Below are 24,970 nucleotides of genomic sequence, written 5' to 3' on the forward strand. Positions count from 1 at the left end.
TTTCAGGGGGTTACTAATCCGGAACTCCGCCTGGTTCAGCATAATGCAATTGCACAGCGGTTTCAATAGTCGGCCCTGCAACATGAAACCCGGAACATGAAACCGTTTTTTTATAGTAAAATCATTAATTTTCAACCCAATATAAGTTACTAACCCTTTTCCCGGCCACATGAAACACCTCGTTTTCGCCGTTACCAACGACCTCAATTACGACCAGCGGATGATAAGAATTTGCACATCCCTGGCCGAAGGTGGTTATTCGGTAACCCTTATTGGGCGCCGCTGGGCCAACACTCCTGCCCTGGTTCCCCGTCCCTTCAGCCAAAAAAGGCTTTTTTGTTTTATCAAAACCGGCAAATTAAGCTACCTGGAGTATAACCTGCGGCTGTTCTTCTATTTATTATTTAAAAAGACCGATGCCGTATGCGCCATTGATCTTGATACCATTCTTCCCTTTTATTATATTTCAAAGCTAAAACGTATACCCCGGGTTTACGACGCCCATGAACTGTTTTGCGAAATGAAAGAAGTGGTTACCCGGCCGGCCATATACCGTATTTGGAAGTGGGTAGAAAAACACACCGTTCCCAACTTCAAACATGGGTATACGGTTAACGACGCGATAGCAAAGGAATTTCAGCGCTTGTACAAGGTACAGTATGAAGTGGTGCGCAACGTTCCGGTACTGCAACCACTTACCATACCCGATAAACCCGAAAAGTATATCTTATACCAGGGAGCTGTTAATGAAGGCCGCAGCTTTGAAACGCTGATACCGGCCATGAAATACGTAAATGCCCGGCTTATCATTTGCGGCGATGGCAATTTTATGCAGGCAGCCCAACAACTGGTACAGGAACATGGGCTACACGAGAAAGTTATTTTTAAGGGAAGAATACTACCCGCAGAACTTCGGGAATATACGTTACAGGCCTGGGCCGGGGTAACGCTTTTTGAAAATAATGGCATGAACAATTACCATTCCCTGGGCAACCGGTTCTTTGATTATCTGCATGCCGGCCTGCCCCAGTTGTGTGTGAAATATCCGGCTTACGAAGAAATAAACAATAAGTACAATATAGCTGTTCTTACTAATGACCTGCGGCCGGAATCGCTGGCCGAGCGGTTAAATGAACTATTGAATAACAAAAATTTATATTATCAATTGCAACAAAATTGTGTAAAGGCGCGCGAAGCCATCAACTGGCAGCAAGAGGAAAAAAAGTTATTGGAGTTATATAAAAACATATTCTAGCCAGTGGAAAAGCATTTACATATCATTTCATTCGACGTACCCTACCCTGTTGATCATGGCGGTTTTTTTGATCTTTTTTATAAACTGGTAGCGCTGTATCAGCAAGGCATCCGTATTCATTTACATTGTTTTGAGCACAAACGCAGCCAGCAGGAAGAACTGGAGCAATATTGTGCCGAAGTATATTACTATCCGCGCCAATGCGGCCATAAAGGCTTCTCGCACAAATTGCCTTATATAGTAGCCAGCCGTACCAATGCTTTGCTCGAAGAGCGGTTATTGAAGGACAGTTACCCCATTTTACTCGAAGGCGTACACTGTACATACCTGTTACAGGATGAGCGGTTCAACAACCGCAAAATGGTGCTTCGCCTGCATAATGTAGAGTATAAATATTATAAGCAGTTATTTCATAGCAGCCATTCGCTTTTCAAAAAAATGTATTACCTCAACGAGAGCCGGCTGTTGAAACATTACGAAGAGAACATTGCCAATAAAGCCCTGGTACTTGCGGTGTCGGAGCAGGATACCAATACCTATCGCAAGGAATTTGGCGCCAAACAGGTGGCTACTCTGCCGGTGTTTCTTCCCTATACCCAAATATCGGCGCCCGAAGGTGTGGGTTGTTTTTGCTTATACCACGGTAACCTGTCGGTGAACGAAAACGAAGAAGCTGCCATTTGGTTAATGAAGAAAGTATTCAACGATCTAAAGGTTCCGTTGGTGATAGCTGGTAAAGGACCTTCGCCCAAACTTCAACGTATTGCCAATAAATACGGTAATGCCTGCCTGGTGGCCGACCCAAGTGAACAGGAAATGCAGGATATGATTGGCAAGGCGCAAATAAATATATTGCCCTCCTTTAATGCAACAGGGGTTAAACTTAAATTATTGAATGCGCTTTTTAACGGGCGGCATTGCCTTGTAAATGAAGCTACGGTTCAAAGCACGGGGTTAGAAAGTGCCTGCCATATAGGTACTAATGCCACTGCCTTTAAAAGCCAGATCATGCAATTGTACCGGCAGCCATTTGCAGAAGAAGAAATTCGTTTGCGGAAAACATTACTGCTTTCCACATTCGATAACAAACGCAATGCGCAGCGTCTTATTCAATGGATATTTTAGCATTGTCAATAACCCGTCCCCGTTCGGTGCGAACCGTGCGGGCGGGATATTTATTGATAACGATGTAGTCGTGGGTAGCCATTACAATGGCGGTACCATAATCGCGGCTGATGTGGAACAACAGCTGCATGATCTCGTCTGACGTTTCGGGATCGAGGTTACCGGTGGGCTCATCGGCCAGTATGAGTTTGGGCGAATTGAGCAGGGCGCGGGCAATATCAACACGTTGTTGTTCGCCGCCGCTTAGCTCAAATGGCATTTTAAAGCCCTTTGCTTTGAGGCCAACTTTATCAAGCACATCAAGGATCTTTTCGTCCATCAGTTTTTCATCCTTCCAGCCGGTAGCGCGAAGCACAAAACGCAGGTTGTCGTTCACATTACGATCGGTCAACAGCTGAAAATCCTGGAACACAACGCCCAGGTTCCGGCGCAGGAAGGGCACTTTCTTCCAGTCCATATCGCGCAGGTTAAAGCCAACTACAGTGCCATCGCCTTCTTTCAGGCGCAGGTCGCCATACATGGTTTTTAACAGGCTGCTTTTGCCGGTGCCTGTTTTACCAACCAGGTATACAAATTCCCCTTTTTGAACTCTGAAGTTTACGTCTTGTAAAACAAGGTTATTCCCCTGATAGATATTTACGTGCTTTAGGTCAATGATGTTCTCCTGCATACTGATCCGTTAAGTTGTAACAAAAATAAGCAATTCGCCCCAGTTATGGATTTTGTGTTATACCACAATTAGGAGTTTCAATGTTAATAAACTCAGCGATTTAGGGATTTTCAAGGTCAGCAAACCCAGCGGGTTATAGCGGGTAATTTATTGGTTAGCAACGGCCCTGGCAAGCCACTAATATATTGTTAATTTCTGATGAGTGCAATTTTAAGTTGACGAGTTAACTGGTTGACGGGTTAACAAGGCAGGCGCGCGGGCTATATAACCCCTGGTTATTTATAGGAGAATCCCTCCTATTCTTCATAGGAGAAAAATAGATATCCCGTAGATATCCCCTATATATCCCGTATATAACTCCTATATATCCCCTGTTTTATTAAATAGAAGTTATCTACGGCTTAGTACTATCATATCATTTAGTTGTTTATATAATAAGTATTGTTCATGCATTACGCTAACCTTTTACATTACCATTAAAACCATAGCATATGGCAAAGCTTGAGGGTACCATTCAGTTAACCGGTTCTGTTCAAAACCTGAGTTTTTATAAAATGCGGGGGTCAGACAAGATCATTATTCGCAGAAAAGGCGGCCCTTCAAAGAAGCAGGTAAAGAACGCAAAGAACTTTGAGAACACCCGCCGGAACAACATGGAGTTTGGCGGCCGGGCGCTGGCCGCTGCCACTATAAAAAGTTATTTGCACCCTTTACTTTTTTTGGCAGATTATAACATAGTAGGACCGCTTAACGCCCTGTTGCGCACCATTCAAAAAATGGATACCACCAGCGGCTGGGGCAAACGTCATGTACTTTTAACAAAACAACCCCGGCTGCTTGAAGGGTTTACCCTGAACCGGCGCTACCTGCTGGAAACAATTGTAAGAACGCCGGTCGTGTGCAATCTGCAGGGCGAACAGGTGCATATAGACCTACCAGCCCTGGTGCCCGGCATTAACTTTATGTCGCCCGGTAATTACCCATATTTCAGGTTTATTGGCACTGCCGGACTGGTGCCTGACATTTGTTATACCGAACATGGGTACATGCTTAAGTATAAAGAGAGATCATATTTTGAATATGCCCAAAGCGATTGGCTACCCGTAAATGCCCCTGCTTCTGCAAGCACCCTTATATTAAAGGGAATGCCGGCAAACAAGCCGGCCGATTGTAGTATCATGGTGGCGCTGGGTGTAGCTTTTGGGAAATTGAAGGGTGATACTATAGTTCCTGAGAAATATGTGGGCGGGGCTAAGGTGTTGATAGTGGTATAAAAAAGAAAGTTCCCCGCCGGCTGGCGAAGAACTTCCCTTTTATAATCAAAAAGAAATTATTTGATCAAATGCTTTGGCAGATCGCCAACTTCGGCACAACACACCTGGTCCATAACCTGAAGTAATTGCGTTTTCAGCATAGAGATCACGTGGTTACCCCCTTCATCGCCCAGCGCCGCAACGCTGTACATAAAGGAACGGCCCATAAAGGTAAAATCGGCGCCGGAAGCCAACACCCTGGCCACATCGGGGCCCGAACGCAGACCGCTGTCCATCATGATCTTTATTTTGCCTTTGTACTTGTCAACGATCGGGTACATTGAATGAATGGCCGACTCACCTGCATCTAACTGGCGGCCGCCATGGTTCGAAACAATGATACCATCCATGCCCAGCCTGATACACATTTCGGTATCGGCTTCGGTAGCAATACCTTTCACCACAATTTTACCTTTCCATTTATCTCGAATGGCAGCTACTTTATCCTCATTCAGCCGGCCCTTAAATGTACGGTTCATAAACAGCCCCAACTGCTTCATGTTCAGCCCTTTTGGCATGTAAGGCTTCAGGGTGGCAAAATTAGGCGTACCGTGAATAAGGGTTTTGAGAGCCCACTCAGGCCGGCCCATGATCTGAAGAATATTTCTAAGCGTCATGCGGGGCGGCATGGCCAGTCCATTACGAATATCCCTTGGTCTGAAACCAAAAGAAGGCACATCACTCAACAACACCAGCACGGGATACTGGGCTGCTTCCAACCGTTTTAAAATATCATCGCGCACCTCATCTTCGGCAGGATGGTACAACTGGTACCAGGCCCTGCCTTCGGTTATTTTACTAATAGATTCAATATCGGCAGTAGTAACGGTGCTAAGTATAAAGGGAATATTATGTTCAAGGGCGGCTTTGGCAAGAATTTGCGGAGAGTTGGGCCAAATAAGCCCCTGCAAACCAACGGGCGCAATACCAAACGGGGCGTCATATACATGACCGAAAAGCTCGGTTTTCAGGCTCGAACCGGTGTGTTTGCTCAGGTAATAAGGCGCTAATTCCACCTCCCTGATCTCGGCCGTGTTCTTATACAGGTTTACATCTTCATTACATCCGCCGTCGAGGTATTCAAAGGCAAATTTTGGGATTTTTCTTTTGGCTTTGTCTCGTAGGTCTTCAATGGAAGGATAACTGGTATTATACTTCACCTGGGCAACTTGTTTACTCATTGACGATTTGGTTTCAAATTGCGCAAAAATAGTTCATTATTACAGGAGTGCATCCTGCTCCTTATGCCTTCTATTAATATTTTTATTCCTTATTAATGAGCAAATTATCTTTACCCCATGTTCGATTTTCGATTAAAAGTATTTTACACCGTTGCCCGCAGATTGAATTTTACCAAAGCGGCGGAAGAGTTGTTTATTACCCAACCGGCGGTAACAAAACATATCCACGAAATAGAAACCTACTACAAGACCCAGTTATTTCAACGCAATGGAACTAAAATAAAACTTACGTCTGCAGGCACGGCCCTGCTGGCGCATACAGAACAACTCTTCGCAATTTATCGCAATATAGAAGTTGACCTGGCGGCCATCAATGAAAATGTAAAAGGAACGCTGCGGATTGGCGCCAGTACCACCGTGGCGCAATATGTATTACCTAAGTACCTGGCTTCGTTTAAACAAAAATTTCCCGATATAAAAATTGCCCTCACCACTAATAATACCGAGTACATTGAGAATGCCCTTATCGCTAACAAAATTGATTTCGGCATTATAGAAGGCCAGTCGAAACGTCCACAACTTAAATATGCCACCTTTTTAAAAGATGAAATGGTGCTTTGCACCCGTGTCGGCAATCCTTTACTTAAAAAGCAATCTGTTCCCCTGGCGGCATTAAAGGAGTTACCTCTGCTGATGCGCGAGCAGGGTTCCGGCTCACAGGAAGTAATTGCTGCTGCATTGAAAAAGGCAGGTGTAAAGATGGCACTGTTACAAGTAGAAATGATACTTGAAAGTACAGAAAGCATTAAATCGTACTTAGGCAGCTCCGATAGTTTTGCTTTTCTTTCCATTCACTCAATAGTAAAAGAACTTAAAAGCAATGAGCTTACCATTATCGACATAAGAGATTTGCATATAGAACGCGCATTTTACTTTGTAAAACAGCAGGGAGATAATCAGTCCCTAACCGAACTGTTTATGAAATTCATATCCTCTAATAACTTTAAGTTATAGCACATTAATAGTATTCATTTCTCTTTCGCTCATCCGTTTGTGAACTTTGTGCCATGGAAACGGAAAATGTTACACCGAAAGAAGAACGTAGATTTTTAGACAAACGCATTACTACCCGGGAGCTGATCTTTTTACTGGCACTGATCTTTTGCATCTCGCCAGTTATCAGTGCACCCCTGGCTTTATTATTAGGTTTGATCATTGCACAATTTGTTGGCCACCCCTATTTGCATTTAAATCATAAGGTATCGCATTTGCTTTTGCAAACCTCAGTAGTGTTGTTAGGGTTTAGGGTGAATATTACTACTGCTTTACAAACCGGGAAAGAAAGCATACAGATCACTGTATTTACTATTGCAGGCACCTTGCTTATGGGCTACCTTTTAGGCAGGCTTTTTAAAATCAATAACAAAACTTCATTTCTTATTGCTGCTGGAACCGCTATTTGCGGCGGAAGCGCCATTGCCGCCATATCGCCCGTTATAAAAGCAAAAGAAAAACAGATAAGTATTGCGCTTGCTACTATTTTCATTTTAAATGCCAGTGCACTGGTGTTATTTCCGATGATAGGCGCTTACCTGCATTTAAGCCAAACGCAATTCGGACTTTGGTGCGCCATTGCCATACACGATACCAGTTCTGTTATAGGCGCAGCCGGCAAGTATGGCGCCCAGGCATTGGATATTGCAGCAACGGTAAAACTTACCCGGGCATTGTGGATTGTTCCGCTTGCGTTTATCAGCACCTTCATTTTTAAAAACAAGGGAACAAGGATAAAGGTCCCCTGGTTTATTGGGTTATTTGTAATAGCTATGTGCCTGAACACATTCTTCCCGGCTATACAGCATTACAATAATTATATCTTAAACATTTCAAGATCGGTCTTGACCGTTACACTGTTCCTGATAGGTTGTGGGCTGAGTGGTAAATCGGTGCGACATGTTGGGTTAAAACCGGTACTGCAGGGGCTTATTTTGTGGCTGATTGTTTCGGTGGGTACATTGGCAGCAATTTTATACTTATAAATTTGTTAAGGAGCTTTTAGCCATTGAGCTTTTGTGTTATATTGGCCAGGCATTACAAATACTTATGTTGAATATTGACGCTGATACATTCAGAAAGAATTTATTACTAACACAACTGTATTGCGATATACAAGAGCGTAATATAGTTGTCAATGAAGCATTGACCGATGTAGCGTCTGTATTCAGAACTATTATTCCCCAGATCGATGGGGTGGAAGTAATTGAATTCGGCATTGAAGAATTTCAAACGGGCAATGACACTGACAAAGAGATGGTAAAATCTGCGCGCTGGACAATTGATCCGGTTGTTGAAGGTGAATACATCAATACGTTTTTCCGAGATCAAATGGCATACAAAGAAAAATGTCTGAAAGGGTTAGCCCCTGACGCCAAATACAAAGGCCGTATTGTTGTTACACAGATTGACGCTACCGATGTTGACGGGGTATGCGAATTTGAATCTTATTATTTGTTCGACCTGTATGACCTGCCTCCGATCGATACATGGTTTTATTTAACGGAAATTGCTGAGACCAGGCTGCTCTTTGCCTGGATACCCGATGCCTATTGTGGGTGGGTTGATAACGTTATTTTGGTCAATCGTGTTGGCGGTGTTGGCTGGTTCGAAAAAATGTACCCAACTTATCATAAATGGCTAAACGAATATTAATAACCAAACTAACCTCATTATTACTTATTGCCGTAATTGTAATAATATGAAAAAGGCCTATTTCCTTATTGCATTCCTTATCGTGCTATTGATAGCATTGATTTACTTCTTCGGCTCTGCCGCAAGCGTTGGGCCTGGCTGGCATACTACTGTATATCCTGCTTACTACTCCTGGGTGCTGGTAATAATAATGACCCTGTTTTTTGCAGTGATCGGATATTGGTTGTATTTGAAAACGATCAGCAAATTAAACTGGATATTGTTTATTATTTACTTTCTGGCAACCACTTCAACTTATTTCTTTATCAAGTTCCCCGCCGTACTATTAAAATACCGGCAATACAACCAAGCAATGTTTGAAAATGCCCGAACAATAATTCAACTCTTACCTATAGCCACCTGGGTTCTTATAATTACGCAAATTCTACTTGTTGGCTATATAGCAGCATTAGTAATACTTCGCAAAAAACGAGTACAAATTTAACGCCCGGCAATTCCACATTAAAAGGAAACCGCCGGGCGATTAAATATCTTCTATACTACTTTTTCACCTTCCCCATTGCATATTGAATTCCTCCCCATAAATGTTGCAGATACAACGGGTCGGCATAAGATTCGTCGGTATGGCCTAATGCGGTATAAAACGCGCGGCCACCATCGTAGTTATGATACCAGGCCATATAATGGCTGGCCCCGTTGGTGCCACCAGTATAGGAACTTTCGTCAATAGTAATTAATACGTGCAGGTCGGTGGCCACATACCTGAAATTGTACCACTCATCGGTACGCTTCCAGGGACGGGGTAAATGTTTGGTAGCAATGTTCGTACTGTCGTTGATCGCCAGCACAGCCTCCTGAATTTTCGGATGTTTTACAAAATACGCACCTACCAGGTTGCCATACCAGGGCCAATCGTATTCTGTATCGGTTGCCGAATGTATGCCAACAAAACCGCCACCGGCCTTAATGTACTGTTCAAATGCTTTTTGCTGTTCGTCGCTCAGCACATTGCCGGTGGTGTTTAAAAAGATCACGGCAGCATATTTCTTTAAGTTGCTGTACACAAACTTTGTTGAGTCGGTAGTAGCATCCACCTCGAAATTATATTTCAGCCCAAGGTCCTGAATGGCTTTTACACCCACATCGATGGACTTATGATGGAAACCAGCCGTTTTTGAGAATACGAGCACTTTGTCTTTTGCCAGGGAAACTATTGTGAAGGATAATAAACAGAATACAGTTAAAACTACTTTCATATGGGCCGCTTTCGTTGTCTTCATAATATGATTATTTTTTACATATCTATCCGGTGCTGAAAGATACAGAGAAGTCGGAATTTGCGCTTGAAAAGTTGCATAACAGTAATGAAAAGGGTGAGTCGCTTTTGCAAAGCGGCTCACCCTGGCACATTCCGGGTGAGTTGCCCTTAAAGGGCAACCACCCGGTTTTTATCTATTCGTTTGAGAGCTGTACGTGCTCTCAAAGATCTTATCGGCATTACCGGCTTCAAACCCTTCGCGTCGGTGTTCTCGCCTAATCTGGTCTTTGGGCAAATGCGCATATTGCGGCAAAATGCGCCGTTCGGCAAATTCAATATATGAACCTGAAATGGAATGCACATCGCCACCGGCAAATTGAGCATCTATCATTTCTGCCACTGTTGAGCTTTGTAGTAAACCACCATCGGGACTGGTCTTTATTTTCCCGCCTGCATTGTTCAGCGTAAATCCATTACGCTCGAGAAACTCATTGAATTGGGCAATGGTATTATATCCATCCTTCAGGTTATGTACGCTAATGGTAAAATGGTTAAGGTAATACCGGTTGTAAATAACCCAGGCCGCATACTCACTTTGTTTACCCAACGTTTCAAAATCGCTCCATGTGGGTAACCGCCACAAACCGCTGTGCAGGAACTGATCTACTGCGTGGGCATCATCGAGATTGAGCCGATCAACGGGATCGGCAGTAACTTCGTTTGTATAGCTGGTTATTATCTGCTGTACTTCGGGCGACAGGTCCTTTACCCGCAGTTCGCTGATAAATATTCTTGGGTATTGAGGCGAAGGCGGTGCATACCAATATGCATCCAATTTCTTTTCAGCAAAATGATAATAGTCGCGCTTATGATAACCATAATGTAAAAAGATCTTTTCCAACGACTGGATGCCCAGGTGCGGCACACCCATTGTTCTAAATGCAATATGGTCATTTTCAATATCGGCCGCCTGCTGTATAATATTCTCCTTTATCATGGCATTGATAATGGATGATACATCGGGAACGCGTTCTTTGTAGCGGGACATAAGTCCGTCCAGTACTTTATCTAGTGTTGAAGACATAATTAAGTTCGTTGATTGAATGTAAATGGTGCCGGTTGCCAGGTACCGGTTACCGGGGAATACAAAAGCCTTGTAGGCCGCGCCCCTGGCAACCGGAAACCGGTAACAGGTAACAGCTATTGATTCTTTGCATACAAGCTACCATTCTTCGTTTTAAGAAACTTCTCAAATGGTATTTCTTCCTGTTTAATAAATCCTTTCTGCGGTAATTCTTTATTGGCAACCATTTCAACAACGGCGGCTACAGAGGCGGCGGTGGTCCATGAAATGGCGCGCCATTCTTTACCATTAATAGTAATAGGATGGTATGCCTGGTAAAATTCTTCGCGGGCCAGCTCCTGCCCTTTCCAGCCTTCTACTACCGCATAAACATATACCACATCTTCCCGCACCGGCGGTTTGGCTTCTGTTAGTATTTGTTCAGTTAGCTCACGCTTGTCTTTCAAAATCAGTTCATATAATAAAAAACGCATCAGGCGGGCATGACCGGGATAACGAATGGTTTTATAGTTAAGCGTGTCTACTTTTCCTTCCAGGGTTTCGCATAATGTACCTAAACCACCACTGGTGCTAAACGCTTCAAACTCCTGCCCTTCAATATTTATCTGTTCAATACCATCGAGCGAAGGCACCATTTTACGAATACCATTGTGTATCACTTCGGCATCGTTTATATATTCATTTATAACACCGGCCGGCGACCAGGTGAAAGAATAAGCCATTAATCCATTGGGATAACGAGGTAAGGCGCCCACACGCAACTCTACATCGCGCAATTTGGTAAACCGATGACAGAGATCGGCACCAACGATACCAATAAAACCAGGGGCCAGTCCGCATTGCGGCGCCATAACACCTTTTGAGGTTTCAGCCATTTTACGAATAGCGCTGGTAGTGGGTACATCTTCAGTAAGATCGAAATAATGAATGCCCGTCTTAAAGGCAGCTTCTGCAACCGGCAGGTTTAAATTGTATGGCAAACACGACACCACTGCGTCTTGTTTACTCAACAGGTCTTCGATAAATTTTGTATCCTGAATATTTCCGGTTACTATTTTAAACGGAAGACCTTCGGGCGCCTTTTGATCAACACCGGTAACAGTAAAAACATCATTCAGCAAAGTGGCTACCAGCGAACCCACTTTACCCAGTCCGATAACGGCAATATTTTGCATAACTTTTTATGAGTTAATTAAATAATTAAAATATAGCTTAATCAACCAGCCTAAAGGCCTTATGTCAATTAAATATAAGCAACAAATTAGAATAGAAATGTACTAACAACATGAAGACTATGGCACGTTGGCACATGCACTTCGCAGAAAAGCGAGGTAGGAGTAGAATATTTTTACATGTTCGTTCACCAGGCGAATATATTCAAAGCTGCTTAAAACGCCAAATGCAGAAAAACGCAATTAGTGAAGAATAACGACAATTCGCGGACCTGTATTTGCTTTCAGCTTTAGGCTTTAAGCTTTCAGCTGTATTTACAAATCCGCATACATCTTCTTCAACCCCGTCTTAATATATTCAGGCAAATTCATTTGTTGCGCCACCTGCTTAAAGAAGGCGCTATCGCCTGCTACGGTAAGGGTATCGAGTTTTATTGGAACTAACACATCGGCAGTAATTTCCATGGGCGCTATCTTTTTAAATGGCAGGCCATGTTTTGCCATGGGATCAAAGTTAGGCCGCACCGCTTCGCCCTCATCTTCATTATGATCGAGCACCAACACCCATTCGGGTTCGGCATTCGCTTCGGGCTGCGCTTTTAGTGGTACCAGAAAACGATTTCCCTGTTTATCTAACATACCACGTAACGGCAACGAATTATTGGCCAGTTTTCGAATATTAAGCAAACCATCTTTCATCCGTTTTGTAGCGGCTGCTAAAGTAAGGCCACTTACTACCGGGTCTTGCGTTGTTTGTTTCAGGTTAAATAATTTCGCTTTCTTGCCAATGGTCTTTTGTTCCATACCACTGCCACCAAACTTTCGCATCAGTGTAGCATCACCAAAACGCGGCGTTCCATTTACAACAACCAATGCTATACTTTTTTCCGATGCCTGTAACAGCGTTTTAAACGGATCGCTCCCCTGCCCGTTTATTACTACCACATCGGCCCGTTTACCTTTTTCGAGTGTGCCCAGTTCTTTATCCCATTTTATAATACGGGCAGCGTTGATGGTGGCCATAGCCACAAGCTCATAATCGCTGAACAACTTACCATTTGCTTCATTGTATAGCTTTGCCACCTTTAATTCGCCTAACATATTCTTGCTGCCGCTGGGGCTCCAGTCGCTCCCCAATGCAATGGTAATACCGCTTTCTTTGGCGCTTTTTATATCAGCTGTTTGTCCGTATAACAGCAGGTTGCTGAATGGCGACCATACCATGCTGGCGCCTTTTTGTTTCATAACGGTATAGTCCTGCTTTTGCAGTGCAACACAATGTATACCGGCCAGCGACGGACCAATGGCCCACTCCGTTTCGTTGAACTTTAGGTTTTCGAAATGTTTGCGGGCCGATGCATTGGTGCCTTCGCTTAAATGCAGCAACATGCAGCTGCTTTTTTGTATTTGCTTCGAGAACTTTTCGGCATCGCGGGCAACGATATCAGGAATATGTGCATCAACGTTTGGCAGACCGGCATCGCCGGATTCTTCCACATTGCGCACTATACCCCGGTAATACTTCTTAATACCTGCATTGCTGAACAACATAATTCCCTGTGAAGTAGTAACACCACCGGCCAGGCATTTACATTCAACATACCTTACAATCGCTTCTACATATCCTTTAGTTTTTCCCAGCAGGTTCATGGGATAACTAATGTTCTGTTTATAGGGATCAATACCGCTCCATTGTGCCCGGTTATCGTATTTCTTAGGCACATTCCACATGGGCAAACAGTTATAGCTTAAGTGATTGTGCAACTCAATAAACCCGGGAAAAATAGTGCCCCTGGTTTTGTACACCGGTATATCTGTTAACGCTTCCGGTATTGGCTTGCTATCGGGGATGATGGCTTCAATACGTGCAGCATTGATAAAGATAGTGCCTTTAATAATTTCATTGGGACCGGCCATGGTAACAATAGTACCATGTAAGCCATACCGTGCGCTTTCGAGCGGGTCTATTGGGGGCTTTGAAGGTTTGTTGGGCATATCAGCTGAATTTGGGGGCTTTCCATTCAAGGGTGTGTCGGTCGTCGGGTGAAGGTCTGCTAACACTGTTCATACCACGATTCTTTCTAAAGAAGGCATCGTTGCCAAACCAATCGGGTAAACCAAAAGGCAGATCGAGGTGTGGAATGGCCGCATAATCCTGCTCGGCAAACTTAGCGCCATATAAAGGCAGGTTGGTAGTTGCGCCATCATCGGGTGTAATAATATCACGCAACCCGGTTACCACGCGGTTCCAATCGGTAAGCATTTTCTTTTCGCCTGCTGCACCACCGGAGTGATAGCTGGGGTGATAAGTTTCAAACACCTTGATGTTACCTTTTGTATCCCATAACTGCACCGCTTTTTGTGCAACAGCGCCAAAGGCCACCACGGCTTGCAGCGAAGGCTTTTTCAGCATGTTGAATAACTTATTACGCCAGGCGGTAAGCTCCGGGCGGCTTATGAGTTTTATGCCATCGCTAAGATGGCTGGGGAATAATGCATACGCAAATCCATTAAGGCAAACATATGATTGGGTAAGACCAATTTTATTCAGAAAGCCCTGTACCCGCTGGCCGGCATTACCAACGAGGTTTCTGCCAGCTATACGTTCCGTTGGGCCGGGGTCAGAAGCAACACAAATGATCTTTGCACTGCCATCGAGCCGGCCACGATAAAATACCGGCCCCCAATCGTACCAAAAATGTTCTTTGATTGCATCATGATCGGGCAACGCGGCGAAGTGTTTAGCAAACGCAACACCAGGCCCTTTGTCAAATTGGAGCATTGTCTATTAAGTTTGACGGTGATAAAATGAAGCGGGTGCGGATGAAAAAATCAGTTACCGGTTACCAGTTACCTGTTGCCGGGAAATACAAATAGATTAAGGGCCGAGCCCCGGGAAACCGGAAACAGGGAACCGGGAACAGGTTCGCTAGTTCATTAAAAGATGTAGGCCGTGGATGGGAATCTTAGTTAGCTAAGCTACTAACTTGTTAGTTTTATTTCAACCGTAGTTTTACTGATTTTCGTTATGATATTAATGAAAACACCTATCAGTCATCGTTCCCCTTGCTTTCGAAAGAGCTGAATACGGCCGTGTTTGAGGTGGGCGTTCCGTTTGATGTAGCGTACATAGCATACATACAGCCTACAAAGCCACCAGCAGTTTGTGTGCTTAGGAATTTTGCATCAACACCTTCTTTTAACAGGCGCCAAACGGGGCTGCCTTTTTCGGCAAAGTAGAATGAATAGGCATCGCCGTTTGTTTGAATCCTTAACTGCAACGGAAGCTGACTGCTGGTTTGTATTTTAAATGTTTCTAACAATTGTGGTTTGCCGTCTGCACTACCCGGGCCTTTGAATAACTGTACTACCGGCTGGTTATTAACCATCGACTGACAGAGATAATAATAATGAGTTTCGTTTTGAAATACTATGAGGCCGGCCTTTTCATTTTCACTGGCTGGAGTAAACGATAACGCAGTAGCAGCATAACCGCGTAGATGCGATTGCCGGTAACCGATAAATGCAGGATTGCCTTTATCCTGCACCGTTAAAGGTTTTAGTTGCATAGTAAGCAACCCGGATACGCTATTGATGTGGTACCAGGGTTCACGCACTGTGCGTATAAACTGGTACCTGTTGCTTAGTGTAGTGGTTTTGAAATTATCTTTAAAATGAAAATCGGTGCTATAAGGCAATGGAGTTTTTGCACTAACGTTTGGAAAACTTATTTTAGCAGGCACGGGCTCATTACTGTTTAAGATGATGGGCCAGCCATCTTTCCATTCCACCTTTGTCATAAACGTTTCGCGCCCTGTATTGTAATGATTGCCGGTATAAGGCCGGCAACCAAGGAATACGGCGTACCAGTTGCCATCGCTGGCATTCACCAGGTCTGCATGGCCTGTTGATGTTACTGGGCGTTTGCGGTTGCCATCTAAAGTTCGCTGGGTAAGAATAGGATTGTCTTTATAGGGTTCATAGGGACCATCTACTTTTTTGCTGCGAAAGATCACTTCTGAATGATTAAACTCGGTACCACCCTCGGCACACATTAAAAAATAGTAACCTTCTTTTTTGAAAATATGCGGCCCCTCAATCCAAACAGGTTTCTTCGTAATATCTGTACCGCCGTTCACCAATAGTTTTTCTTCACCAGTCGTTTGCAGGGTTGCCAGGTCAACTTCGTATAGCCTTATGGTACGATGCCCATCGTATTGGGGTTTATTATCGGTGGCCTCGCTGTTATATACAATGTATGCTTTTCCGTTATCGTCAAAGAACATGGAAGGGTCAATACCTTTTACCGCTGGTAAGAACACAGGATTACTCCAGCCGTTCTTTGGATTTTTTGTTGTAATGATAAAGTTGCCGCCTTTGCCTACGTTGGTACAGGTAATGTAAAAAGTGCCTTTATAGAAGCGGATGGAAGGGGCATATAAGCCGCCATTGCCAATAGGATCGCCATCGAGATCGAGTTGTTCGGGCCGGTCCATGGCAAAACCCAGTTGTTCCCAATTCACCAGGTCGTTGCTTTTAAAGACGGGCAGGCCGGGATAATATACAAACGTAGAGTTTACCAGGTAGTAATCGTTGCCCGCCCGGCAAATAGATGGATCGGGATAGAAGCCGGCGAGGATGGGGTTGTTGACCTTTGCGGTTTGAGCCTGGAGTTGTTGACAGATAACCAGGGTTGCTAGAAGGATTCTTTTCATTGACAAGTAGTGGTAGTTCATGCTAATTTACGAAAGAAAGGGAAGACCTGTAGGTTCGCCATTTGAGCTTGCTTAATTATTAGGTTTTTGCGATCCTGACAGGTCGACTAATAGCAGACCTGTCAGGTCCAAGACAACATTCTAAAAATGCATGACCCGATGATGGACCTTACAGGTCTTGCCTATTAAACAAAAAACCTGTCAGAACAGGGCACGGCTTAGGCACTCTGCCCTAACAGGTTGGTTGCTCATCCCCCGTTTTTACTTTAACTGCAGCCCGGTAAGGAGCCCGGTGTATGCTTGTTTTTTATTATAACTTTCATCCCACAGCAAGGGGTAATCTTTTGTATGGTATGGTAACCGGTTGCGTAACCAGCTATCAGAATCGCTCACGCCCCACACGGTTATACCATAACGTTGCGCCTCTGGCACATTACGAATGTAGGATTCTGCCACATACTGATATTTAGCAGCCTGCTGCGGCAACATGGTTGGTGTTAAAACAAAATTGGCAGTCTCGGGATTGGTTTGTTCGCCCAGGTTCACACTTATATCTATCTCTGTGATCTTTACCAGCAAGCCTAATTGCGCCATTTTCAAAATGGCATTATCAATACCGGTAGTTGGCGTTTGGTAACTCATGTGCATTTGCAACCCTACCCCATGTATTGGCACGCCGGCTGATTTTAACCGTTTTATCAATGCAATAAGACTATCGAGTTTGCGGCCATTGCTTTCATGCGCATAGTCGTTCAGGAATAATTTAGCGGTTGGGTCGGCAGCATGGGCATAACGGAAGGCCTTGGCCACCATGCTATCGCCATTGGCTACTTTTTTCTTTGATGCGTCCCGGTCGCCCAGGTAATCGCCCCAAAAGAAGGCGTCGCTGGCACTGGTGCCGGAGCGTACAGCGCCGGTATCATCCAACGGTTCGTTCACCACATCCCAGGCATGTACCTTGTCTTTAAAGTGGGTAACCGAAGCTGTGATCCAGTTCTTTAAAGTGGTATCAACACGGTATTGTTGCAGGGCAAAGGTAGCACCCGAAGCGGGCGGATTGGCCAGGGTTACGCTTACACTGTCTACATAATAGGTATTGGGTATTTTACCCAAATCGAATACAACGCGTTTGCTGGTGCCATCAGCAGTAAATTTCCACTCATAAGGCGCCCAGCTTGTTGTAATTGAAAAGTTACCAGAATACTGAGAAGCTGCCCCAAGCATGGTCGACAGCCTGAACTGTCCGCCGGCAGCGGCAGCTTTAGCGTAAAAGCGAACTTTATATTCAGTGCCGGTTGTCGTGGTTATGGGATCGCTTGCTATTTGCAAACTCCATTCGTTGTTGGGACTAAGCGTAGGGGTTGCCGCTTTTAACGAAGTGCTACCCTCATACATTTCACCGGCAGCAGTGCCGGCACTTATGTATGCGGTACCATTCTTTATTTCCCAGTTAGCAAATGGCGTACCGCTGCCTGCAGCCTCAAAGGTGCCGTTTACCATAATACTGGGGTTCGGCGTTGCCACCCCTGCATTTACCAATGAGCGTAAATAATTACCATTGTTATTTTGGAACCAGCACAACGTATGCCCATATACATCTAAACCGGCAGCTTTCGCTTTGCTTACAAAATCATCGGCTTTGGCAAAGTTGTAAATGCCACCGCTTTGTACAATAGCCCCGTGTTTCATTACATAACCGGCAGTAACGTTAGAAAATTCCGATTTTATGATGTCGGCATATTTGCCACCGGCAATAAATTCTTCGTACCCAACGCCAACGCCTAACGGAAACGGTGCTGCGGACTTCAGGGTAAGGGAAAGATCGGCATCGATGGTATCGGGATCGTAATTAATATCTTTCCGGCAGCTTGCAATGCACAACGCAACCAAAGTGCCAGACCATAATATATTAAGTAGTTTCATTGTAATACGTTTTGTTGTTATCAGTTCTTTTCCCAGGCAAACCGCACATTATCGATATTCGCTTCCATTGGATTGCTCTTATTGGGAAAATGGAATTTCACGGTGATTATTTTAGAAGGCGTTGGCGTTGTTGAACCGCCGCCGTAACTATCGAGCATTTCCGTTAGCGGAATGGCAATGGTATTCCAGCCCGTGCCATTTATACTAACAGTCTTTGCATAATTGTTTTTGGGTGAAGTAGCCACTTCTTCAACAATCGCCTGAATTTGGGTACCTGTTTTGCCGTTGTTATTTATATCGAACTTAAGAATGGTTTTTTCTTTTGCAGATGTCATACCAAACGTTTTATCGGCGGTAGTGTTGGGGTATGTTGAAATGCCGCCATAACCAGCCGTGCCCGATTGGTTAGAGATCATTTTTATAAAGTTGCCCGATAAAGGATCGGGATTAGAGCTGGCAATCGCTTTTCCGGTTATATCGCCATAGCCATACCAGGAGTTGCCATTGGGACTTAAACCTGCGCCATCAAAATCGGCTATCAGGTAAGCTCTTTCTCCCACGGTAAGCGCACCGGCGCTGTATGATGTGCCGCCTGCAGTTACTACTGACAGCAATCCTGAAACTGCGCCTACAGGGATAACTATTTTCGTGGTGAACCGGCTCGAAGAATCTATTATGATCGCTTTCTTGGTACCAATATAAATGGCGTTTATGTTTACAAACATTTTACCGGTAATGGTTATGGTATCGCCGGGCGGCGCATTACCTGGTGTAAAGCTGTTGATAGCCGGTGCAGGCTGCAACACGGTAAAATCAACGGTTGACGTTATACCGGCCCTGTTGGTAATAGTAATGGGTTGCGAACCATAGCGGGCATTTGTTGGCACCGTTGTAAATAACGAACCCGATGTATTGAACACCGAACTGAACGAGGCAACTGTTGTGTCGAATTTTATCGATACAATATCATCCATATCGCTTCCGGTGATAGTAATAAATGTTTCGGGTAATGCCGAGGCCGGACTTACCGATAAATTACCGGGTGTATGAACTGTTTCATCTTTTTTACAACCTGTATATAGTGTAGTTGCCAGTGTGCAAAGCACTGTACAAACTAAAATATGTTTCTTCATATTGGCCAGATTTTCTGATTAATAATAACCAACTGGGTTTTCTGCCAGTTTGGGATCTATATCTATTTCCGATTGTGGTATAGGGAACAACAACATATTGGCGGTTACATTGATCTTATTGGTAATAACCGGACCGCTGCCGCACCAGCTATCGAACAAGCCTCTTTCGGTATTGCTTAACCTTAGTAATGCCTGATCCTGTGGCAAACGCAATATGTCGTACCAATACTGGCCTTCAAAGGCAAACTCCAATCGTCTTTCCCTTAACAGATCATCGGTTGTTATGGAGGTTACAGGCAAACTACTTAAACCGGCCCTTGTACGTACCCGCATAAATTGCGCAATGGCCACGGGATCGCTGGTAGAAGTACCATTGCCTATTTCTGCTTCAACATAAGTGAGCAATACATCGGCATAACGGATCATATACGTATTTATTCCGGTGCTCATATTATAAGCGCCGCCGGTAGCCGCATTGTCTTCATAATTACCAACCACGTATTTTTTAACATTGGCGCCGGTCTTCGATTTACAGCTGGGATAAGTATAACCACCTTTTGCAGTCAGCAACTCCGGATAATAATCATTGGCGCGCATATAGGTCACTTTTCTACGAGCGTCACCAGCGATGGAATCGCGTTGCAGATCAATGCTGGGTTTAAAACTTCCCCAGCCATCGGTGCTACCCGTTAATTCCTGGCCATAGGGTGCGCAATAAGCCTGGGTAACATTGCCGGTACCGTAAGCCCCATCGGCATTACTGGCCACCCATTGCAGCGCAAAAATGCTTTCCTTATTATTATTGTTACGGGTGTAAAACAGGTCTTCAAACTTCTCAACTAAACCGTAACCATAGGTGCTTTCATTGCTGATGAGCTCCCAGGCCTTGGCTTTTGCTTTGGCAAAATCGTCCATGGTAAGGTATACTTTTGCCAGCATTGCTTTAGCAGCGCCGCGTGATACGCGACCTTTGGCATTTGATCTCACCGGCAATTGCGTTTCCGCAGCCTGCAGGTCGCTGATGATAAACTTGTACACGTCAGCAACCAGGTGCCTTGGTATTTGATAGTTCTGCAGGTAATTGTTCGCTTCTGTAACTATGGGTACGGCGCCATAATTGCGCACCAGGTAGAAATAAGCGGCCGCCCGCATAAAATGACATTCGCCAAGGGCGGTTTTAACCGTACTATCGGGCAATACCGCTGCATTGTTGTTAACATTGTTTATAATGGCATTGGCCTGCCCCACTACAGCATATAACGCCGCCCAGCCTTTGGCGAGGTATTCATTACTCTGGGTTACGTTCATATTCTGAAACTGCGTCATGGCCGTATTGGCATCGCCGGTAGAGTTACCGCTATATACATCGCCAATACTCATGCTATAGGTACAGTTAAAATTGAACCAGGGCGCATTGTACATAGTTGCCGTGGCAGCCTGCACCTCAGCCGGGGTCTTAAAGAAAGTTTCTGTAGTATATTGTCCTTTGGGCGTTCCGTCGAAAAATGATTTCTTACAGGCAGTTCCAAATACCGATACTGCCAGCACAACTCCACAAGCCCGGGTTATATTTTTGAAATTTGGCTTCATCGTTCGTTTGTTTTTAGAATTCAACATTAATACCGCCGGTAATAGTTCTTGGCACGGGATAACGACCCAAATCAATGCCACTGAGAAATACGTTGCCGTTAACCGGGCCCACTTCAGGATCGTACCCCGAATAGTCGGTGAACGTGTATAGGTTTTGTACAGAAACGTATGCGCGGATCCTTGAAATGTATTTAAACCTTTTTTGCAGTAATGGAGAAAAATTATATCCCAGGGTTATATTCTGAATTCGCAGGTAAGTGCCATCTTCGATAAAGCGGTTTGAAATACCCCCATTCTCATTCGGATCGGCATTGGCGTAACGCGGCATGGAAGTGTTGGTGTTCTCAAACGTCCAGCGGTCTTTTACCGAGGCCATCTGATTGCCCGAACTGGCCGACATGCCTTCACCCCATACACGCGTATAGTTGAAGATATCGTTGCCGTATGTACCGGTGATAAATATGGTAGCGTCGAAATTCTTATAGCTGAGGTTATTGGTAAAACCAAAAGTGAATTTAGGATTAGGATTGCCAATGATCACACGGTCGTCACCGTCAATGGCACCGCTTTTATCCTGGTCTCTATATTGTATATCGCCTAAATAAGTTCCGTTCTTTGCATTACGATCATTGCCCGAACGAATGGCTGAAGAATACAATTGTTCAGGTGTTTGAAAAAGCCCTGCCGTTTCATACCCATAAAACAATCCAACAGCCTGGCCAACCACCGTTCTTGTAACGGGCGGGTTACCATTTACCGACAATACCTGGGTAATGTTGCTTGTTTGGCTGTTGAGCTCCTTAACAATATTCTTGTAATGTGAGAATACCAGGGTGCTTTTCCATTCAATTTTCGATTGTTTAGGTGTATGATAAATGAAAGAGATATCGTACCCTTTGTTTTGCATCTTACCAAAGTTTACATAAGGTGCGGCTATACCGGCGGTACCACTGTTGGGGATACCCGTACCGGTAAATGTGGGATATGTTGCAGCAAACAGGAATTTATCACTGATCTTATTGTATACATCTACCGTGATCTCAAACTGGCGGGCAATACCAAGGTCTATACCAAAGTTGGTTTGCGCCTGGTGTTCCCAGGTAACGTTGGGGTTGGCATAATTGCTAACGTATTGACCCAGGCCGGTACCAAAGGCCGCTGAGCTGGCAAATGCAGGGCTCAGCGCCGAACCATATACATAGTTAGGTACATTCTGATTACCTATTTCGCCATACCCGGCTCTTAGCTTCAGGTAATTGACAGTTTCGAATTGTTTAAAGAAGTCTTCGTTTGAAACCGTCCAGGATGCTGACAAACCAGGAAAATAACCAACCTGGTGACCCGGTGCAAATTTGGAAGTTCGATCGCGGCGCAGATTGGCAGTAAATGAATACCTGTTATCGTAGGTATAAATAATACGGCTGAAGTACGACTCCTGGGTGTTTTGCGCCAGGTTTTGTGATGAACTGGCAGTTGTAGGATCACCCAGGTTCAACGAGTACAACTCATTACTGGCAAACTTCGAACGCGCCGAAAGCGTTGTATTCGACATATACTTCTGCGCCTCCTGCCCTATCATTACCGAAAGGTCATGTTCTTTAAATCTTTTTTGCCAGTTCACTACATTGCGCCAGTTCCAGTAAGTGGTTTTACCGTTCTGCACTTTATACGTGTTCAATTCATTAATTGAACGGCCCCAGGTAAAAGTGGGCATAAAGGCATCGCTTAAGTTCCAGTTTAGATCGCTACCGAAATCACTCCGGAAGGAGAAGTCTTTTAAAAAGATCGCTTGTACGTAGATGTTGCTTTGTAATTTATTCTTGGTAAGCAGCGTGTGCCAGGTGGTTGCCTGTGCAACGGGGTTACCGCCGCTCATAGCGCCCAAACCGGTGATATCGCTAGGCCCGCCATAGGTGCCGTCGATATTTTTAACCGGCACATCGGGCGATTGCTGAATGGCCATAGCGATCACATTACCATAACTGTTGTTTGAGTTATTGGTGAGGGTGATCTTTTGTTCGGTACTGCCATAAGTACCATTGATGCCTAACTTTAACCAGGGTTTTATTTGGTTATCGATGTTAACACGAATGGTTTTACGCTTGAGGCCTGAACCAATGATGGTACCTTCCTGATCATAATAGTTGCCCGATACATAATAGGTAGTACCCAGTTTACCACCCGACAGTGCCAGCTGGTAGTTTTGAACGGCAGAAGACTTGAAGATCTCGCGTTGCCAGTCGGTACCCGAACCTAACAGATCAACATTGTTGTATTGAGGTTGCCGCTCCTGTCCAATGAAATCGGCAATGCTGTTCTTATAAGAAGCATATCCTTTCAGATCAAGCAGATCGAGGTATTTTGAAACGGAAGCAACACCATAATAAGCATCAAAAGTGATCTTACCATCACCCGCCTTACCTTTTTTAGTGGTGATGATGATAACCCCATTGGCGCCCTGGTTACCATAAATAGAAGTAGCCGATGCGTCTTTCAGAATGTCGACCGATAAAATGTCGCTTGGGTTTAAATAGGCCAGCGCACTCATATTCGATTCGTTATCGCCTACGAATGAAATAGCGTCTTTATTGAAGTTGCCATTGAGGGGAACTCCATCAATAACATATAGCGGCTCGGTACCACCAAAGGTAGAAATACCGCGGATCTTTACCGAAACTCCACCGCCGGGTGCACCTGAGTTTTGGGTAACGGTAACGCCGGAGGCTTTACCCTGCAACATTTGATCGATACCGGTTTGCGGCAGGTTCTTTAAGTCTTCGGCTTTTATTGAAACTATAGAACTGTTTACATCTTTACGTTTTTGGGTGCCATAACCAATTACCACTACATCATCGAGGTTGGCGATCTGCGGTTTTAGAATGAACAGGAATTTTGTTTCCTTTCCAATGGTCACCTCCTGTTTTTCGTAACCAACCGCAGAAATGATCAATACTTTATCGTCGTCGTTTATATTAAGTTCAAACAATCCCTCTTTATTGGTGGCAGTACCCCTGCTGGTGCCTTTTATTTGAATGTTGGCGCTAACGATAACGTTACCATCTTCTGCTACCACCTTACCCGTAAGTTTTCCCGGCGGTGGGGCTGTCAGCGCTTCATAGCCCGTATTTTCATCAAACAAGGCATTATCACTGGCGGCAAGGCTTTGCACCGTTGTCGTATTATTTAAAAAGATATAGCCATTCTTATCCATTTCGTAGCTGATGTGCAATGGCGTAAGCACCTGGCCCAGAAAATCGGCCAGCGGTTTATCTTTCACACTAATGGTAATACGGCGGTCGCTTTGAATGATCTCCCGGCTGTACAGGAATTTGGCGCCGGTCATTTTGCTTACATCTTTGAGTACCGATTTCAGCTCTTTGTTTGACACTGAAATGGTTACATTTTTGGCCAGCACATCCTGTGCAGTGGTTACTTTGGCAAGGCTACAAAACGAGGTCAGCAACAGCAAGATCGGGATAGCAGATACTTTCATAATGGCAGTCACTAATGAAAAAATATTTTTCATAAATTGCAATCCTTGGTTTTAATAGTAATTGAAATCAACGGCCTGTATCACACTGTGCAAATAGCAGATACAGGTATTAACCGGAGGCTTGTAATGGGCCAACATTACAGGCTTCCTTTTTTATCCCTCTACGGGGAGGGAACTACAAGCAATAGTTAGAGGTTACATAAGAAGGTAATTTTGGTTACTTAATTAGTTTTTAGTTCTTAGTTTTTAGTTCTTAGTTTTTAGTTCTTAGTTTTTAGTTCTTAGTTTTTAGTTGGCAGCAGTTAGTCTGTCAGAGTATGGATCAACCTAATATCTTTAAGCCTTCTTT

Annotated in this window: 19 protein-coding genes; 7 read left to right on the top strand and 12 right to left on the bottom strand. The window is 44.4% G+C overall.

What is annotated here, in order from left to right; genetic code table 11:
- Positions 1-169 precede the first annotated feature (169 nt).
- A complete protein-coding gene (locus GGD38_RS22315; protein WP_375301418.1) occupies positions 170-1,255 on the top strand; it encodes a glycosyltransferase in 1,086 nt (361 codons plus the stop codon).
- A 3-nt stretch (positions 1,256-1,258) separates the two neighbouring features.
- Entirely contained in the window at positions 1,259-2,380 is a 1,122-nt protein-coding gene (locus GGD38_RS22320; protein ID WP_375301419.1) for a glycosyltransferase, read from the top strand.
- Here the strand turns inward: GGD38_RS22320 and GGD38_RS22325 are convergent.
- Positions 2,361-3,050 carry an ATP-binding cassette domain-containing protein gene (locus GGD38_RS22325; RefSeq protein WP_132562949.1) on the bottom strand — a complete coding sequence of 230 codons (690 nt, stop codon included), beginning with the start codon at positions 3,048-3,050 and terminating at the stop codon, positions 2,361-2,363. The two genes, GGD38_RS22320 and GGD38_RS22325, sit on opposite strands and share 20 nt — an antisense overlap.
- A gap of 491 nt (positions 3,051-3,541) precedes the next feature.
- On the opposite strand from GGD38_RS22325, the gene GGD38_RS22330 reads away from it, so the two are divergent.
- Positions 3,542-4,324, top strand: coding sequence for a hypothetical protein (locus GGD38_RS22330; protein ID WP_375301420.1), 783 nt, complete (start codon positions 3,542-3,544; stop codon positions 4,322-4,324).
- A 56-nt stretch (positions 4,325-4,380) separates the two neighbouring features.
- On the opposite strand, the gene GGD38_RS22335 is transcribed toward GGD38_RS22330, so the two are convergent.
- Positions 4,381-5,544, bottom strand: coding sequence for an alpha-hydroxy-acid oxidizing protein (locus GGD38_RS22335; protein ID WP_375301421.1), 1,164 nt, complete (start codon positions 5,542-5,544; stop codon positions 4,381-4,383).
- Between the two features lie 117 nt (positions 5,545-5,661).
- On the opposite strand from GGD38_RS22335, the gene GGD38_RS22340 reads away from it, so the two are divergent.
- The 4 genes from GGD38_RS22340 (at position 5,662) to GGD38_RS22355 (ending at position 8,737) form a co-directional block, all read left to right on the top strand.
- Positions 5,662-6,558, top strand: coding sequence for a LysR family transcriptional regulator (locus GGD38_RS22340; protein ID WP_375301422.1), 897 nt, complete (start codon positions 5,662-5,664; stop codon positions 6,556-6,558).
- Between the two features lie 53 nt (positions 6,559-6,611).
- Complete coding sequence (locus tag GGD38_RS22345) at positions 6,612-7,583, top strand: YeiH family protein (RefSeq protein ID WP_375301423.1); 972 nt, start codon at positions 6,612-6,614, stop codon at positions 7,581-7,583.
- A gap of 64 nt (positions 7,584-7,647) precedes the next feature.
- A complete protein-coding gene (locus GGD38_RS22350) occupies positions 7,648-8,253 on the top strand; it encodes a hypothetical protein (RefSeq protein WP_375301424.1) in 606 nt (201 codons plus the stop codon).
- A gap of 46 nt (positions 8,254-8,299) precedes the next feature.
- The gene (locus tag GGD38_RS22355) at positions 8,300-8,737 is read left to right on the top strand and encodes a hypothetical protein (protein ID WP_375301425.1); all 438 of its coding nucleotides are present in this window, start codon (positions 8,300-8,302) and stop codon (positions 8,735-8,737) included.
- A 55-nt stretch (positions 8,738-8,792) separates the two neighbouring features.
- Here GGD38_RS22355 and GGD38_RS22360 read toward each other — a convergent pair whose 3' ends face one another.
- The 10 genes from GGD38_RS22360 to GGD38_RS22405 all read right to left on the bottom strand — a co-directional run bounded on the left by GGD38_RS22360 (position 8,793) and on the right by GGD38_RS22405 (position 24,654).
- The gene (locus GGD38_RS22360) at positions 8,793-9,533 is read right to left on the bottom strand and encodes a ThuA domain-containing protein (RefSeq protein ID WP_375301426.1); all 741 of its coding nucleotides are present in this window, start codon (positions 9,531-9,533) and stop codon (positions 8,793-8,795) included.
- A gap of 168 nt (positions 9,534-9,701) precedes the next feature.
- Positions 9,702-10,595, bottom strand: coding sequence for a DUF1338 domain-containing protein (locus tag GGD38_RS22365; RefSeq protein ID WP_375301427.1), 894 nt, complete (start codon positions 10,593-10,595; stop codon positions 9,702-9,704).
- A 116-nt stretch (positions 10,596-10,711) separates the two neighbouring features.
- Positions 10,712-11,770: a saccharopine dehydrogenase family protein gene (locus GGD38_RS22370; RefSeq protein ID WP_375301428.1), complete on the bottom strand. Its 1,059-nt coding sequence runs from the start codon at positions 11,768-11,770 to the stop codon at positions 10,712-10,714.
- A 312-nt stretch (positions 11,771-12,082) separates the two neighbouring features.
- The gene (locus tag GGD38_RS22375; RefSeq protein ID WP_375303878.1) at positions 12,083-13,762 is read right to left on the bottom strand and encodes an amidohydrolase family protein; all 1,680 of its coding nucleotides are present in this window, start codon (positions 13,760-13,762) and stop codon (positions 12,083-12,085) included.
- Between the two features lies 1 nt (position 13,763).
- The gene (locus tag GGD38_RS22380) at positions 13,764-14,549 is read right to left on the bottom strand and encodes a uracil-DNA glycosylase family protein (RefSeq protein WP_375301431.1); all 786 of its coding nucleotides are present in this window, start codon (positions 14,547-14,549) and stop codon (positions 13,764-13,766) included.
- Positions 14,550-14,817: 268 nt separating this feature from the next.
- Positions 14,818-16,482 carry a glycoside hydrolase family 43 protein gene (locus GGD38_RS22385; RefSeq protein ID WP_375301432.1) on the bottom strand — a complete coding sequence of 555 codons (1,665 nt, stop codon included), beginning with the start codon at positions 16,480-16,482 and terminating at the stop codon, positions 14,818-14,820.
- A gap of 261 nt (positions 16,483-16,743) precedes the next feature.
- Positions 16,744-18,405 (bottom strand): endo-1,4-beta-xylanase, encoded by a 1,662-nt coding sequence (locus GGD38_RS22390; protein ID WP_375301433.1) that lies wholly within the window; start codon positions 18,403-18,405, stop codon positions 16,744-16,746.
- A gap of 20 nt (positions 18,406-18,425) precedes the next feature.
- On the bottom strand, positions 18,426-19,538 hold the full coding sequence (locus GGD38_RS22395; protein ID WP_375301434.1) for a glycan-binding surface protein: 1,113 nt from the start codon (positions 19,536-19,538) through the stop codon (positions 18,426-18,428).
- Positions 19,539-19,556: 18 nt separating this feature from the next.
- On the bottom strand, positions 19,557-21,128 hold the full coding sequence (locus tag GGD38_RS22400; protein ID WP_375303879.1) for a RagB/SusD family nutrient uptake outer membrane protein: 1,572 nt from the start codon (positions 21,126-21,128) through the stop codon (positions 19,557-19,559).
- Positions 21,129-21,141: 13 nt separating this feature from the next.
- Positions 21,142-24,654, bottom strand: a complete 3,513-nt coding sequence (locus tag GGD38_RS22405) for a TonB-dependent receptor (protein ID WP_375301437.1) — start codon at positions 24,652-24,654, stop codon at positions 21,142-21,144.
- Positions 24,655-24,970: the final 316 nt, after the last annotated feature.

Origin of the sequence: Niastella sp. OAS944, from assembly GCA_024809215.1 — a bacterium.
Taxonomy (GTDB): domain Bacteria; phylum Bacteroidota; class Bacteroidia; order Chitinophagales; family Chitinophagaceae; genus Niastella.

Excerpts from the sequence above, each read along its gene's own strand:
- GGD38_RS22375 (WP_375303878.1), bottom strand. The coding sequence starts at position 13,762 with ATGCCCAACAAACCTTCAAAGCCCCCAATAGACCCGCTCGAAAGCGCA.
- GGD38_RS22380 (WP_375301431.1), bottom strand. The coding sequence starts at position 14,549 with ATGCTCCAATTTGACAAAGGGCCTGGTGTTGCGTTTGCTAAACACTTC.
- GGD38_RS22330 (WP_375301420.1), top strand. The coding sequence starts at position 3,542 with ATGGCAAAGCTTGAGGGTACCATTCAGTTAACCGGTTCTGTTCAAAAC.
- GGD38_RS22325 (WP_132562949.1), bottom strand. The coding sequence starts at position 3,050 with ATGCAGGAGAACATCATTGACCTAAAGCACGTAAATATCTATCAGGGG.
- GGD38_RS22315 (WP_375301418.1), top strand. The coding sequence starts at position 170 with ATGAAACACCTCGTTTTCGCCGTTACCAACGACCTCAATTACGACCAG.
- GGD38_RS22335 (WP_375301421.1), bottom strand. The coding sequence starts at position 5,544 with ATGAGTAAACAAGTTGCCCAGGTGAAGTATAATACCAGTTATCCTTCC.
- GGD38_RS22405 (WP_375301437.1), bottom strand. The coding sequence starts at position 24,654 with ATGAAAAATATTTTTTCATTAGTGACTGCCATTATGAAAGTATCTGCT.
- GGD38_RS22360 (WP_375301426.1), bottom strand. The coding sequence starts at position 9,533 with ATGAAGACAACGAAAGCGGCCCATATGAAAGTAGTTTTAACTGTATTC.
- GGD38_RS22370 (WP_375301428.1), bottom strand. The coding sequence starts at position 11,770 with ATGCAAAATATTGCCGTTATCGGACTGGGTAAAGTGGGTTCGCTGGTA.
- GGD38_RS22390 (WP_375301433.1), bottom strand. The coding sequence starts at position 18,405 with ATGAAACTACTTAATATATTATGGTCTGGCACTTTGGTTGCGTTGTGC.
- GGD38_RS22400 (WP_375303879.1), bottom strand. The coding sequence starts at position 21,128 with ATGAAGCCAAATTTCAAAAATATAACCCGGGCTTGTGGAGTTGTGCTG.
- GGD38_RS22365 (WP_375301427.1), bottom strand. The coding sequence starts at position 10,595 with ATGTCTTCAACACTAGATAAAGTACTGGACGGACTTATGTCCCGCTAC.
- GGD38_RS22395 (WP_375301434.1), bottom strand. The coding sequence starts at position 19,538 with ATGAAGAAACATATTTTAGTTTGTACAGTGCTTTGCACACTGGCAACT.
- GGD38_RS22385 (WP_375301432.1), bottom strand. The coding sequence starts at position 16,482 with ATGAAAAGAATCCTTCTAGCAACCCTGGTTATCTGTCAACAACTCCAG.
- GGD38_RS22340 (WP_375301422.1), top strand. The coding sequence starts at position 5,662 with ATGTTCGATTTTCGATTAAAAGTATTTTACACCGTTGCCCGCAGATTG.
- GGD38_RS22345 (WP_375301423.1), top strand. The coding sequence starts at position 6,612 with ATGGAAACGGAAAATGTTACACCGAAAGAAGAACGTAGATTTTTAGAC.
- GGD38_RS22350 (WP_375301424.1), top strand. The coding sequence starts at position 7,648 with ATGTTGAATATTGACGCTGATACATTCAGAAAGAATTTATTACTAACA.
- GGD38_RS22355 (WP_375301425.1), top strand. The coding sequence starts at position 8,300 with ATGAAAAAGGCCTATTTCCTTATTGCATTCCTTATCGTGCTATTGATA.